Raw genomic sequence first — 14091 nt, 5'->3', positions numbered from 1 at the left:
CCTCGTGACCGTCCTCGACGACATCGTCGCGGGGGTCCGCGAGGACCTCGCCCGGCGCGAGGCCGCCCTGCCGCTGGCGGAGCTGCGGGCCCGTCTCGCCGACGTGGCTCCCGCGCTCGACCCGATGCCGGCGCTCGCCGCCCCCGGGTCGAGCGTCATCGCGGAGGTCAAGCGGCGCAGCCCCAGCAAGGGGCACCTGGCGGACATCCCCGACCCCGTGGTGCTCGCCTCGGCGTACGCCGCGGGGGGTGCGGCCGCGATCAGCGTGCTCACGGAGGAGCGGCGGTTCGGCGGCTCGCTGGCCGACCTGGCGGCGGTGCGGGCCGCGGTCGACGTGCCCGTGCTCCGCAAGGACTTCACCGTGACGGACTACCAGATCGTCGAGGCCCGGGCGTGGGGCGCCGACCTCGTGCTGCTCATCGTGGCCGCGCTGGACGACGACACCCTCCGCCGGTTGCACGACCTGGCCCGCGAGCTCGGGATGACCGCGCTCGTCGAGGTGCACGACGAGGCCGAGACCGAGCGGGCCGTCGCGCTCGGGGCGCCGCTCGTGGGCGTCAACGCCCGCGACCTCAAGACCCTGGCCATCGACGCCGACGTGTTCGGCCGCCTCGCGCCGCTCGTCCCCTCCGACCGGGTGCTCGTCGCCGAGTCCGGTGTGGGCGGGGTCGGCGACGTCGAGCGCTACGTCGCCGAGGGCGCCCGCGCGGTGCTCGTCGGCGAGACCCTGGTGAAGGACGGCGACCCCACGGCCGCCGTCCGCGCGATGAGCGGCCTCGTGGCCGCCGGAGGAGCATCCCGATGACCTCGACGAGCCGGTACGACGCGGACGACCGCGGTTACTTCGGCGAGGGCGGGCAGTGGGGTGGCCGGTTCATGCCGGAGGCCCTGCTCGCCGCCCTCGACGAGCTGACGGCCGCCTGGACCGAGGCGATGGCCGACCCGTCGTTCATCGGCGAGTTCGAGGCGATCCTGCGCGACTACGCGAACGTCCCGAGCGCGCTCTACGAGGCCACGCGCCTCTCCGAGCAGGTCGGCTGCCGCGTGCTCCTCAAGCGGGAGGACCTCAACCACACGGGCGCCCACAAGATCCGCAACGTGCTCGGCCAGGCGCTGCTGACCAAGCGGATGGGCAAGAAGCGCGTCATCGCCGAGACCGGCGCCGGTCAGCACGGCGTGGCCAGCGCGACGGCGGCGGCCTACCTGGGGCTCGACTGCACCGTCTACATGGGCGCGGTCGACACCCGGCGGCAGGCCCTCAACGTCGCCCGCATGCAGCTGCTGGGCGCGGAGGTCATCGCGGTCGACACCGGCAGCGGCACGCTGAAGGACGCGATCAACGAGGCGTTCCGCGACTGGGTCTCGAGCGTGGACCACACGGCGTACCTCTTCGGCACGGCCGCCGGTCCGCACCCGTTCCCGACGATGGTGCGCGAGTTCTGCCGCGGCATCGGTGACGAGGCACGGGCCCAGGTGCTGGAGCGCTACGGTCGCCTGCCCGACGCGATCGCCGCGTGCGTCGGCGGCGGTTCCAACGCGATCGGCCTGTTCGCGGGCTTCCTCGACGACGAGGAGGTCGCGATCTGGGGCTTCGAGCCCGGCGGCGACGGGGTCGAGACGGGCCGGCACGCGGCCACGATCACGGCGGGCGGCTCGGGCGTCCTCCACGGGGCGCGCACCTACCTGCTCCAGGACGAGGACGGCCAGACGGTCGAGTCGCACTCGATCTCGGCGGGCCTCGACTACCCGGGCGTCGGTCCGCAGCACTCGCACCTGGCGCACATCGGTCGGGCGCGGTACGCGCCGGTCACCGACGCAGCCGCGATGGAGGCCATGGCGCTCCTGGCCCGCACCGAGGGCATCATCTGCGCGATCGAGTCGGCGCACGCCGTCTCGGGCGCCCTCGACGTGGCCCGCGAGCTGGCCGCGACGAAGGGGCCGGAGGCGATCGTGCTCATCAACCTCTCGGGCCGCGGCGACAAGGACATGGGCACGGCCATCGAGTGGTTCGGGCTGGGCGACGCGCAGAAGGACGTGGAGGCGTGAGCACCACCCCCGCCTTCGAGCGCGCCCGGTCGGAGGGCCGCGCCGCCCTCATCGGCTACCTGCCCGCGGGTTTCCCCGACGTCCCCGGCGCCGTCGACGCGCTGCACGTGATGGTCGACGCCGGGTGCGACGTCATCGAGATCGGGCTGCCCTACAGCGACCCGGTGATGGACGGCCCCACCATCCAGGCCGCGGCCCAGCAGGCCCTGGACGCCGGCTGCCGCACGACCGACGTGCTCCGCACCGTCGAGGCGGTCGCGGCGACGGGCACGCCGACGCTCGTGATGACGTACTGGAACCCCGTCGAGCGCTACGGCGTCGAGCGGTTCGCCGCCGACCTCGCCTCCGCGGGCGGCGCGGGCCTCATCACGCCCGACATCACGCCTGACGCGGGCGACGCGTGGATCGCCGCGGCCGACGCGCACGACCTCGACAAGGTCTTCCTCGTGGCTCCGTCGTCCACCGACGAGCGGGTCGCGATGACGACCGCGGCGTCGCGCGGGTTCGTCTACGCGACCGCCGTCATGGGCGTGACCGGGGCCCGCACCACCACGAGCGACCTCGCGGGTCCGCTGGTCACCCGGGCCCGGGCCCTCCAGCCGAAGGATGCCCACCTCCCGGTGGGTGTCGGCCTCGGCGTCTCGAACGGCGACCAGGCAGCGGTGGTGGCGGCCTACGCCGACGGCGTCATCGTCGGCTCGGCGTTCGTGCGCACGCTGCTCGACGCCGGCACCGACCGGGCCGCCGGACTGGCCGCGCTGCGCACGCTCACGGAGGACCTCGCGGCCGGCGTACGCCGTGGGGACGCCGGCGGTGCCTGACCCCCGCCCCGCCGTGCGGCTGCGCCGCCGCTGCGCCGCGGTGGCGGGGTCGCTCGTGCTCGCGGTCCTCGCCGCGTGCGGCGGGCAGTCCGAGCCGCTCAACCCCATGGTGGGCGCCGACCTGACCGACGACTCGATGTACGGCCTGGTGCTGGACCAGCCGTACACGGTGGCCGGCCCCCCGCTGGTCTCGACCCGGGGGAGCGCGCCGGAGGGCACGCCGTTCTCGCTCACCGAGGACACCGATGCCGACCTCACGCTGGTGTTCTTCGGCTACAGCAACTGCCCGGACATCTGCCAGATGGTCCTCGCCAACATCGCCAACGCCCTGGCGCGGCTCGACGAGGCCGACCGCGAGCGGGTGCAGGTGCTCTTCGTGACGACCGACCCCGCGCGGGACGACGTGACGACGCTGCGCACCTACCTCGAGCGCTTCGACCCCGGGTTCGTCGGCATCACCGGCGACCTGGCCTCCCTGCAGACGGCGGCCCAGAGCTTCCACGTCTACTTCGAGGAGGGCGTCCGGCTCGCCAGCGGCGGCTACGACGTCACCCACAACGACCAGGTCAACGCCGTCGACGCGGACGACACCGTCCCGATGCTGTGGCTGCGGGACACCTCCCCCCACGACCTCGCCGTGGACCTCGCCACCCTGCTGAGCCGTCCGGCCTCCTGACCCGCCATGATGGGCGCCATGCTGAACGCCGCCCTCGGCTCGCTCCTGGCCGTGCCGCTGTCGATCCCGAGCCCGTCCGAGGGGGTCTGGCACCTCGGTCCGGTGCCGCTGCGCGGGTACGCGCTGTGCATCATCCTCGGCGTCGCCGCCGCCATCTGGATCGGCGAGAAGCGGTGGGTCGCCCGCGGGGGCACGGCCGGCGAGGTCATGGACATCGCCATCTGGGCCGTGCCGTTCGGCATCGTCGGCGGGCGGCTCTACCACGTGGCCACCGACTGGGAGCTCTACTTCGGGGAGGGCCGGCGCCCGATCGAGGCGCTCTACGTCTGGAACGGCGGTCTCGGCATCTGGGGCGCGATCGCCCTCGGCGGCGTCGGTGCCTGGATCGGCGCGCGCAGCCGCGGCATCCGGTTCCTGCCCCTGGCCGACGCGCTCGCCCCCGGCCTGCTCGTGGCGCAGGCCATCGGGCGCTGGGGCAACTGGTTCAACCAGGAGCTGTTCGGCAAGCCCACCGACCTCCCGTGGGGCCTCGAGGTCAGCGACGCCGTCGCCCGCGCCGCCGGCTTCGCGCCCGGCACGACGTTCCACCCCACGTTCCTCTACGAGTGCCTGTGGAACCTCGCCGCCTTCGCGGTGCTGATCGTGCTCGATCGGCGCCTCCGGCTCGGTCACGGTCGGGTGCTCGCGCTCTACGTGGTCGCCTACACGACGGGCCGCGTCTGGAACGAGATGCTCCGGATCGACGACGTGCAGCTGGAGAACGTGCTCGGCCTCCGCTGGAACGTCTGGACCTCGATCATCCTGTTCGTCGGCGCCGTGGCCTACCTGGTCGTCACGCGCGGCCGGGGACGCGAGGAGGAGGTGTACGTCGACGGGTTCGAGCGGCCCGCGACGGTGGCCGACGGGAAGGCCGACACGAAGGCCGACACGAAGGCCGACGCGAAGACCGACGCGAAGACCGACACGGGGGCCGACGTCGAGCCGGGGGCCACGACCGAGCGGGAGTGACCCGCGCCCTACCCCCGTCGCGTGCCCGGAACGCGACCGAACTGTTTCACGGTGGTAACCTCAGCGCGCGCAGGGCCAACGTCGTCCCTCCCGCGGATCCCGGAGGTCATGCAGCCCGAGCGAACGCAGTCGTTCGCCGGGCCTTCCCCCGCGGCCCGCTCCAGCACCACTGATCGTCCGGCCCGCGCTCCTCGCGTGCCGGACCCCGACGACGGGAGACGCATCCGTGCCCATCTCGCACGCGATCCCCGAGGCCCAAGGGCTCTACGACCCCAGGTTCGAGCACGACGCCTGCGGCGTCGCCTTCGTGGCCACGATGACCGGTGAGGCCAGCCACGACATCGTGGCCAAGGCGCTCCAGGCGCTCCGCAACCTCGACCACCGCGGCGCCGCCGGCGCCGAGGTCAACTCCGGCGACGGCGCCGGCATCCTCCTGCAGGTGCCGGACGCCTTCCTGCGCTCCGTCACCGACTTCGAGCTGCCGGCCGCGGGGTCGTACGCCGTGGGCATGGGCTTCCTGCCGGCCGACGCCGACGACCTGGCGAAGACGCGCACGACGATCGAGGAGATCGCGGCCGCCGAGGGTGCCCGTGTGCTCGGGTGGCGCGACGTCCCGGTGGAGCCGAGCGTGCTGGGCTCGATGGCGCTCGGTGTCATGCCGACGTTCAGCCAGCTGTTCATCGCCCCGGCCGACGCGTCCGTGACGGGCCTCGCGCTCGAGCGCCTCGCCTTCTGCGTGCGCAAGCGGGCCGAGCGGCAGACCGAGGCCTACTTCGCGTCGCTCTCGAGCCGCACCACGGTCTACAAGGGCATGCTCACGACGGACCAGCTCGACCACTTCTTCCCCGACCTCCGCGACGAGCGGATGGCGTCGGCGATCGGTGTCGTGCACTCGCGCTTCTCCACCAACACCTTCCCGAGCTGGCCGCTGGCCCACCCGTTCCGGTTCATCGCGCACAACGGCGAGATCAACACGGTCATGGGCAACCGCAACTGGATGCGGGCCCGCGAGGCGCTCCTGGCCTCGGACGTCATCCCCGGCGACCTCGACCGGCTGTTCCCGATCTGCACCCCGGGTGCGTCGGACTCCGCGTCGTTCGACGAGGTGCTCGAGCTGCTCCACCTCGGTGGTCGCAGCCTGCCGCACTCGGTGCTGATGATGATCCCCGAGGCGTGGGAGAACCACGGCGAGATGGACGACGCCAAGCGCGCGTTCTACGAGTTCCACTCCTCGATGATGGAGCCCTGGGACGGCCCCGCCTGCGTCGTCTTCACCGACGGCACGCAGATCGGCGCCACGCTCGACCGCAACGGCCTGCGCCCCTCCCGGTTCTGGGTCACCGACGACGGTCTCGTCGTCCTGGCCTCCGAGGTCGGCGTGCTCGACATCGACCCCGCCACCGTCGTGCGCAAGGGCCGCCTGCAGCCCGGCAAGATGTTCCTCGTCGACACCGCGGAGCACCGCATCGTCGAGGACGAGGAGATCAAGTCGACCCTCGCGGCGGAGCAGCCCTACGCCGACTGGCTGGCCGACGGCCTCCTCCACCTCAAGGACGTGCCCGAGCGCGAGCACATCGTGCACACGCACGCCTCGGTGACGCGTCGTCAGCAGATCTTCGGCTACACGGAGGAGGAGCTCCGCGTCCTCCTCACCCCGATGGCGAACACCGGCGCCGAGCCCATCGGCTCCATGGGCACCGACACGCCCATCGCCGCGCTCAGCGAGAAGCCGCGGATGCTGTTCGACTACTTCTCGCAGCTCTTCGCGCAGGTCACGAACCCGCCGCTCGACGCCATCCGCGAGGAGCTCGTCACCTCCCTCAACGGCTCGATCGGCCCCGAGGCCAACCTGCTGGCCCCCGGCCCGGAGTCGTGCCGCCAGATCGTGCTGCCGTTCCCCGTGATCGACAACGACGAGCTCGCCAAGATCCGTCACATCAACCGTGACGGCGACCGGCCCGGCTTCGTCACCCACGTCGCCCGCGGCCTCTACGAGGTCGAGGGTGGCGGCGCGGCCATGGCCGACCGCATCGCGGAGATCTGCGCCGAGGTCAGCACGGCGATCGCCGAGGGGGCCCGCATCATCGTGCTCTCCGACCGCCACTCGACCAGCGAGCTCGCGCCGATCCCGTCGCTGCTGCTGACGGGCGCGGTCCACCACCACCTCGTGCGGGAGAAGACGCGCACCCAGGTGGGCCTCCTCGTCGAGGCCGGCGACGTCCGCGAGGTGCACCACGTCGCGCTGCTCGTCGGGTACGGCGCGGCCGCGGTCAACCCGTACCTCGCCATGGAGTCGGTCGAGGACCTGGCCCGGGCGGGCTACTACGTCTCCGCCGACCCGCAGGTCGCGGTCAAGAACCTCGTCAAGGCGCTCGGCAAGGGCGTCCTCAAGGTCATGAGCAAGATCGGCGTCTCGACGGTCGCGTCCTACACGGGTGCGCAGATCTTCGAGGCCGTGGGCCTGTCCCAGGACTTCGTGGAGCAGTACTTCGCCGGCACCACCTCGAAGCTGGGCGGCGTCGGCATCGACACGATCGCCCAGGAGGTCGCGCTGCGTCACGCCGCGGCGTACCCGCGCACCGGCGTCGCCCCCTCGCACCGCGAGCTGGCGATCGGCGGCGAGTACCAGTGGCGCCGCGAGGGCGAGCCCCACCTGTTCGACCCCGAGACGGTCTTCCGCCTCCAGCACGCCACGCGGGCGGGGCGGTACGACGTGTTCAAGCAGTACACGTCGCGCGTCGACGAGCAGTCCGAGCGCCTCATGACGCTCCGGGGCCTGTTCCGTTTCAAGAGCGCCGAGCAGGGCGGCCGCGCGCCGATCTCCATCGACGAGGTGGAGCCGGTCGAGGCGATCGTCAAGCGCTTCTCGACGGGTGCGATGTCCTACGGCTCGATCTCGCAGGAGGCGCACGAGACCCTCGCCATCGCCATGAACCGGCTCGGCGCGAAGTCGAACACCGGTGAGGGCGGCGAGGACCCGGACCGGCTCTACGACCCCGAGCGCCGCAGCTCGATCAAGCAGGTCGCCTCCGGCCGCTTCGGCGTCACGAGCGAGTACCTGACGAACGCCGACGACATCCAGATCAAGATGGCGCAGGGCGCGAAGCCCGGCGAGGGCGGCCAGCTGCCCGGTCACAAGGTGTACCCGTGGGTCGCGAAGACCCGGCACTCGACGCCGGGCGTGGGCCTCATCAGCCCGCCGCCGCACCACGACATCTACTCCATCGAGGACCTGGCGCAGCTGATCCACGACCTCAAGAACGCCAACCCGAGCGCGCGCGTGCACGTCAAGCTCGTCTCGGAGGTCGGCGTCGGCACGGTCGCGACGGGTGTGTCGAAGGCCCACGCGGACGTCGTGCTCATCTCCGGCAACGACGGCGGCACGGGTGCGTCCCCGCTGACGTCGCTCAAGCACGCGGGCGGTCCCTGGGAGCTCGGCCTCGCGGAGGCGCAGCAGACGCTGCTCCTCAACGGGCTGCGCGACCGGATCGTCGTGCAGGCGGACGGCCAGCTCAAGACGGGTCGCGACGTCGTCATCGCCGCGCTCCTGGGCGCCGAGGAGTTCGGCTTCGCCACCGCGCCGCTCGTCGTGTCGGGCTGCATCATGATGCGGGTCTGCCACCTCGACACCTGCCCGGTCGGCGTCGCGACGCAGAACCCGGTGCTGCGCGAGCGCTTCAGCGGCAAGGCGGAGTACGTCGTCAACTTCTTCACCTACATCGCCGAGGAGGTGCGGGAGCTGCTCGCCGAGCTGGGCTTCCGCAGCATCGACGAGGCCGTCGGCCAGGTCGGTGCCCTCGACGTCGAGCGCGCGGTCGACCACTGGAAGGCCTCCGGGCTCGACCTGGCGCCGATCCTCCACGTGCCCGACAACGCGATGTTCCCCGACCAGGACCTGCGCTGCACGAAGACGCAGGACCACGGCCTGGAGAAGGCGCTCGACAACGAGCTCATCGCGATCGCCGCGCCCGCGCTGGAGAGCGGCGAGCCCGTGCGCGCCCAGCTGGAGGTGCGCAACGTCAACCGCACGGTCGGCACGATGCTCGGCCACGAGGTGACGAAGCGCTACCGCGGCGAGGGCCTGCCCGAGGGCACGATCGACATCACGCTCACCGGCTCCGCCGGCCAGTCGTTCGGCGCGTTCGTGCCGCGGGGCATCACCCTGCGTCTCGAGGGCGACGGCAACGACTACGTCGGCAAGGGCCTCTCGGGCGGTCGCATCGTCATCCGCCCGGACCGCGCGGCCACGTTCCGCTCCGAGGAGCAGATCATCGCCGGCAACACGATCGCGTACGGCGCGACGTCCGGCGAGATCTTCATTCGCGGTGGCGTGGGCGAGCGGTGCTGCGTGCGCAACTCGGGTGCCCTGGTCGTGACCGAGGGCGTGGGCGACCACGCGCTCGAGTACATGACCGGCGGCCGTGTCGTCGTGCTCGGCAAGACCGGCCGCAACCTGGCGGCGGGCATGTCGGGCGGCATCGCGTGGGTGCTCGACCTCAAGCAGCAGCGGGTCAACGGCGAGCTCGTCGACCTGCGTGCCGTCGAGGGCGACGCCGTCGAGGAGCTGCACGGCTACGTCCGGGCGTTCTTCGAGGAGACCGGGTCGGAGGTCGCCGAGCAGCTGCTCGCCGACTGGCCGGCCGCCGTGGCTCGCTTCACCGAGGTGATGCCGCGTGACTACAAGCGGGTGCTGGACGCCCGCGCAGAGGCTGAGGCCGAGGGACTCGACGAGGACCAGACGGCCGCCCGGATCATGGAGGTGCTGCATGGCTGACCCGAAGGGCTTCCTCAAGGAGGGCCGCAAGGTCGCGACGCGTCGCCCGGTCGACGAGCGGGTCAACGACTGGAACGAGGTCTACCCCGACGGGATCGGCCGCGCGCTGCTGCCGATCATCACGCCGCAGGCGGGTCGCTGCATGGACTGTGGCATCCCGTTCTGCCACCAGGGCTGTCCGCTGGGCAACATCATCCCGGAGTGGAACGACCTGGTCTGGCGCGACGACTGGAGCGACGCGATCGAGCGCCTCCACGCGACGAACAACTTCCCGGAGTTCACCGGTCGCCTCTGCCCGGCGCCCTGCGAGACCGCCTGCGTGCTGGGCATCAACCAGGACCCGGTGACCATCAAGAACGTCGAGGTCTCGATCATCGACCGGGCCTGGGAGTCCGGCACCGTGGCGCCCCAGCCGCCGGAGTGGCTCTCGGGCAAGACCGTCGCGGTCATCGGCTCGGGTCCCGCGGGTCTCGCCGCCGCCCAGCAGCTGACGCGCGCCGGCCACACGGTGGCCGTCTACGAGCGGGCCGACAAGATCGGCGGCCTGCTCCGCTACGGCATCCCCGAGTTCAAGATGGAGAAGCGGCACATCGACCGCCGCCTCGACCAGATGCGCCGCGAGGGCACCATCTTCCGGGCGGGCGTCGAGGTCGGCGTCGACGTGACGGGGGAGCAGCTCAAGGCGCGGTACGACGCGGTCGTCGTCGCCACCGGTGCCACGGTCCCGCGCGACCTCCAGGTGCCCGGCCGCGAGCTCGCCGGCATCCACCAGGCCATGGAGTTCCTGCCGCAGGCCAACCGGGTGGCGCTCGGCGAGACCGTCGAGGGCCAGATCCGGGCCGACGACAAGCACGTCGTCATCATCGGCGGCGGTGACACCGGCGCCGACTGCCTCGGCACGTCGATCCGCCAGGGTGCCGCGTCGATCACGCAGCTCGAGATCATGCCGCAGCCCGGCGAGAGCCGTCCGTCGGCCCAGCCGTGGCCGACGTACCCGATGCTGTTCCGCGTCTCCTCGGCCCACGAGGAGGGCGGCGACCGCGTCTACGGGGTCTCCACCAAGGAGTTCATCGGTGACGAGGACGGCAACGTCCGGGCGCTCCGTCTTGTGGACGTCACCTTCGAGGGCGGCAAGCTCGCGGAGATCGAGGGCACCGAGCGGGAGATCCCGGCCGACCTCGTGCTCTTCGCCATGGGCTTCACGGGCCCGGAGACGAACACGGTCGTCCAGCAGCTCGACCTCGAGCTGGACGAGCGGGGCAACGTGCGCCGCACCCCGACGTACCAGACGTCGGTGCCCGGTGTCTTCGCCGCCGGCGACGCCGGCCGCGGTCAGTCGCTCATCGTCTGGGCGATCGCCGAGGGTCGCGCGGCGGCCGCCGCGGTGGACGAGTACCTGACGGGCTCGACCTCCCTGCCGGCCCCGATCAAGTCGACCGAGCGGCCCCTGGTCGTCTGAGCGGAGCTCCGTCAGACGGGCCGGCACCCCTCGGGGTGCCGGCCCGTCGGCGTCCTCGGGAAAGATTGTTGGAACGTTCAAGGTGCGGTGCCACGGGGGCGAGCCGGGAGCAGTAGGGTCGTCCTGTGCGCCGAGCGAAGATCGTCTGTACGTTGGGGCCGGCAACGGCCGGGGCCCGCCGCATCCAGGAGCTGGTGTATGCCGGCATGGATGTCGCGCGTCTCAACATGAGCCACGGCACCCACGCCGACCACGAGGAGAACTACCGGCTGGTCCGGCAGGCCTCCGACTCCAGTGGTCGTGGCGTGGGCATCCTGGCCGACCTCCAGGGGCCCAAGATCCGCCTGGAGACCTTCTCGGAGGGCCCGGTCGTGCTGCGCCGGGGCCAGAGTTGGTGCATCACCACGCGTGACGTCGACGGTGACGCCTCGATCTGCGGCACGACCTACAAGGGCCTGCCCGGCGACGTGAAGCCCGGCGACCCGCTCCTCATCGACGACGGCAAGATCAAGCTGCGCGTCGTGTCGAAGACGGACACCGACGTCGAGGTCGAGGTGCTGGTCGGCGGCAAGGTCTCCGACCACAAGGGCATCAACCTCCCCGGCGTCGCGGTGTCCGTGCCCGCGCTCTCGGACAAGGACATCCAGGACCTGCGCTGGGCGCTCCGCATCGGCGTCGACTTCGTCGCGCTGAGCTTCGTGCGCAACGCCGCCGACGCCGACGACGTGCGGGCGATCATGGCGGAGGAGGGCCGCACGGTCCCGATCATCGCCAAGATCGAGAAGCCCCAGGCGCTCGAGAACCTCGAGGACATCGTCCAGGCCTTCGACGCGTTCATGGTCGCGCGCGGCGACCTCGGCGTGGAGTGCCCGCTCGAGGACGTGCCGTTCCACCAGAAGCGGATCGTCGACCTGGCGCGCACCAACGCGAAGCCGGTGATCGTCGCGACCCAGATGCTGGAGTCGATGATCACGGCGCCCGCGCCGACCCGCGCGGAGACCTCCGACGTCGCGAACGCCGTGCTCGACGGCGCCGACGCCGTGATGCTGTCGGGGGAGACCAGCGTCGGCGACTACCCCGTGACGGCCGTCGAGACGATGGCGCGCATCATCGAGAGCGCCGACCGCCACGCGGCCAGCGACATCCGCGCCCTCGACTGGGACCCCCACACCAAGGGCGGCATCATCGCGCTGGCCGCGGCGCAGGTCGCCGAGCGGGTCGGGGCGAAGTACCTCGTCGCCTTCACGCAGAGCGGCGACTCCGCGCGGCGCGTGGCGCGCTACCGCGGCCCGATCCCCATCCTGGCCTTCACGCCGTTGGCGTCGACCCGGTCGCAGCTGGCGGCGGTGTGGGGCGTCGAGACCTTCAAGACCGCTCCCGTCGAGCACACCGACGAGATGGTGCGCCAGGTCGACGAGGCACTGCTCCGCATCCAGCGCGTCAAGGAGGGCGACCTCGTCGTCATCATCGCCGGAGCGCCCCCGGGCATCCCGGGCTCCACCAACGCGCTGCGCGTGCACAAGATGGGCGACGCGATCAACGAGGTGGCGCCCGCCTACCGCCGGGGCTGAGCCTCGACGCATCACCGCTTCTCCCCGATGAGCGTGTCGAGACGGGCCACCGCGGCCCGTCGCGACACGCTCATCGTCGTCACGGACGACCTCCGCCACGGCACCTCGACCAGGTCCAGCGCCCAGCCGCAGAGCCCCAGGATGTCCTCGGAACGGTTGGTGAACTGCCACCGCGCGTAGTCGTGCCGGCGGACCTCCCCGGTGGCGGCCACCCGGCGGCTCGCCCAGTTGCGCACCCGGGAGCCGTCCGAGTGGAACAGCCCCCGGAGGAACGCGCCGGGGTGCTCCTCGACCAGCGACCGTTGCCAGGGCTCCAGCACGATCCGGCGGTCGTGCTTGCGCCCGGGGCCGTGCTGGGGGAAGAGGCAGGGCCAGTGTTTCCAGGACGACTGCACGACCGTCGTCCCCGGTGCACGCACGTGGAAGCAGGGCCGGGACGGGTGGACGGCGCGCACCGTCCGGGTCACGTCCGCCACGATCCCCGGCAGGGATGCGTCGCAGCTGATGCGGAGGGCGGTGGTGCGCTCCAGCACGGAGAGGCACCCGTCGCCTAGATAGAAGCCCAGCAGGGCCGCGTACTCCGGCTGGGGGAGGTCCCCGGATCCGCACCGCGGGCACGGAGCGGGCGCCGGCGCGTGGTCCCGCCACGTGCGGATGGTCGACCGGGCCACCCCGGTGCGACGGGAGACCTCGGACAGCGTCATCCCCGTGGACAACAGCTGGAGGGCGTCGCGTCGACGAGCGTCGTCGTACATGGGCTCATCGTCGACGTCACCACCGACGGTTCCGCTCGACCGACGCGTGTGCTGTGGAGAAGTGCCCCGAGTGGGATTCGAACCCACACTGAATGGTGTTTGAGACCATCGCCTCTGCCGTTGGGCTATCGGGGCGCCGACGGCTGCGCCACCGTAGCGGATCCCGTGACCAACGCGACGCACCGCCCGACGCCGGCGTCGCACGCCGAGGCCGCGCCGACGGACGGCGCGGGCTAGCCTTCCCCCTGTGAACGAGCGCGCACTGGCCCCCCGACGTGTCGTCATCGCCGAGGACGAGGCGCTGATCCGCATGGACCTGGCCGAGATGTTGGCCGACGAGGGCTACGAGGTCGTGGGGGAGGCCGGTGACGGCCAGCGTGCCATCGAGCTGGCCGAGGAGCTGCGTCCCGACCTCGTCGTGCTCGACGTGAAGATGCCGGTGCTCGACGGGATCGCCGCCGCGGAGCGGATCGCGGCGCAGCGGATCGCCCCCGTCGTCATCCTCACGGCCTTCTCCCAGCGCGAGCTCGTCGAGCGGGCCCGCGACGCCGGTGCGATGGCCTACCTGGTGAAGCCGTTCTCGGCGAGCGACCTCGTCCCGGCGATCGAGATGGCCGTCAGCCGGTTCGCCGAGCTCAGCCAGCTCGAGGCCGAGGTCGGCGACCTCACGGAGCGGCTCGAGACGCGCAAGCTCGTCGACCGCGCCAAGGGCGTGCTCCAGGAGGACCTCGGGCTCACGGAGCCGGACGCATTCCGCTGGATCCAGAAGACCGCCATGGACCTGCGCCTGTCGATGAAGCAGGTCGCCGAGGGCGTCATCACCCACGGCCCGGGCGCCGGCGGCGCCTGACAGCCCCGCCCGGGGCGTCCGGGATCACGGGACCGGCGGCCGAGGTCACAAGTTGGCAACGGCCTCGGAAGCGGGGCTCGTGAGCCTCCGTCGAGGACTACGTTGACGCAAACGTCGGCGTGGTGCCGACG

The 14091-nt window shown here is 72.0% G+C and carries 10 protein-coding genes and 1 tRNA gene; 9 read left to right on the top strand and 2 right to left on the bottom strand.

The annotated features are described in order from the left end of the window. Positions 1-4: 4 nt before the first annotated feature. The 8 genes from trpC to pyk all read left to right on the top strand — a co-directional run bounded on the left by trpC (position 5) and on the right by pyk (position 12355). A complete protein-coding gene (gene trpC, locus QE405_RS08530; protein WP_307199761.1) occupies positions 5-805 on the top strand; it encodes an indole-3-glycerol phosphate synthase TrpC in 801 nt (266 codons plus the stop codon). After that, entirely contained in the window at positions 802-2046 is a 1245-nt protein-coding gene (trpB, locus tag QE405_RS08525) for a tryptophan synthase subunit beta (RefSeq protein ID WP_307199760.1), read from the top strand. The genes trpC and trpB overlap by 4 nt, the downstream gene beginning before the upstream one ends. After that, on the top strand, positions 2043-2867 hold the full coding sequence (gene trpA, locus QE405_RS08520; RefSeq protein WP_307199759.1) for a tryptophan synthase subunit alpha: 825 nt from the start codon (positions 2043-2045) through the stop codon (positions 2865-2867). Before trpB ends, trpA begins: the two co-directional genes overlap by 4 nt. Beyond that, on the top strand, positions 2860-3543 hold the full coding sequence (locus QE405_RS08515) for an SCO family protein (protein WP_307199758.1): 684 nt from the start codon (positions 2860-2862) through the stop codon (positions 3541-3543). The genes trpA and QE405_RS08515 overlap by 8 nt, the downstream gene beginning before the upstream one ends. An 18-nt stretch (positions 3544-3561) precedes the next feature. Beyond that, the gene (gene lgt, locus QE405_RS08510; RefSeq protein ID WP_307199757.1) at positions 3562-4551 is read left to right on the top strand and encodes a prolipoprotein diacylglyceryl transferase; all 990 of its coding nucleotides are present in this window, start codon (positions 3562-3564) and stop codon (positions 4549-4551) included. A gap of 226 nt (positions 4552-4777) precedes the next feature. Beyond that, the gene (gene gltB / locus QE405_RS08505) at positions 4778-9325 is read left to right on the top strand and encodes a glutamate synthase large subunit (protein WP_307199756.1); all 4548 of its coding nucleotides are present in this window, start codon (positions 4778-4780) and stop codon (positions 9323-9325) included. Continuing rightward, positions 9318-10784 carry a glutamate synthase subunit beta gene (locus tag QE405_RS08500; protein ID WP_307199755.1) on the top strand — a complete coding sequence of 489 codons (1467 nt, stop codon included), beginning with the start codon at positions 9318-9320 and terminating at the stop codon, positions 10782-10784. The genes gltB and QE405_RS08500 overlap by 8 nt, the downstream gene beginning before the upstream one ends. A 125-nt stretch (positions 10785-10909) precedes the next feature. Beyond that, positions 10910-12355 carry a pyruvate kinase gene (pyk, locus tag QE405_RS08495; protein WP_307199754.1) on the top strand — a complete coding sequence of 482 codons (1446 nt, stop codon included), beginning with the start codon at positions 10910-10912 and terminating at the stop codon, positions 12353-12355. An 11-nt stretch (positions 12356-12366) separates the two neighbouring features. Here the strand turns inward: pyk and QE405_RS08490 are convergent, their stop codons facing one another. Next, the gene (locus QE405_RS08490) at positions 12367-13110 is read right to left on the bottom strand and encodes a helix-turn-helix domain-containing protein (protein WP_307199753.1); all 744 of its coding nucleotides are present in this window, start codon (positions 13108-13110) and stop codon (positions 12367-12369) included. Between the two features lie 62 nt (positions 13111-13172). Further along, positions 13173-13245: transfer RNA gene (locus QE405_RS08485), tRNA-Leu, on the bottom strand. A gap of 112 nt (positions 13246-13357) precedes the next feature. On the opposite strand from QE405_RS08485, the gene QE405_RS08480 reads away from it, so the two are divergent. Then, a complete protein-coding gene (locus tag QE405_RS08480) occupies positions 13358-13960 on the top strand; it encodes an ANTAR domain-containing response regulator (RefSeq protein WP_307199752.1) in 603 nt (200 codons plus the stop codon). Positions 13961-14091 lie beyond the last annotated feature (131 nt).

Source organism: Nocardioides zeae (genome assembly GCF_030818655.1).
Lineage (GTDB): Bacteria > Actinomycetota > Actinomycetes > Propionibacteriales > Nocardioidaceae > Nocardioides > Nocardioides zeae_A.
The sequence above is the reverse complement of the archived record's forward strand: the minus strand, read 5'-3'. Positions and strand labels throughout refer to the sequence as shown.

Excerpts from the sequence above, each read along its gene's own strand:
- QE405_RS08490 (WP_307199753.1), bottom strand. The coding sequence starts at position 13,110 with ATGTACGACGACGCTCGTCGACGCGACGCCCTCCAGCTGTTGTCCACG.
- trpB (WP_307199760.1), top strand. The coding sequence starts at position 802 with ATGACCTCGACGAGCCGGTACGACGCGGACGACCGCGGTTACTTCGGC.
- lgt (WP_307199757.1), top strand. The coding sequence starts at position 3,562 with ATGCTGAACGCCGCCCTCGGCTCGCTCCTGGCCGTGCCGCTGTCGATC.
- QE405_RS08500 (WP_307199755.1), top strand. The coding sequence starts at position 9,318 with ATGGCTGACCCGAAGGGCTTCCTCAAGGAGGGCCGCAAGGTCGCGACG.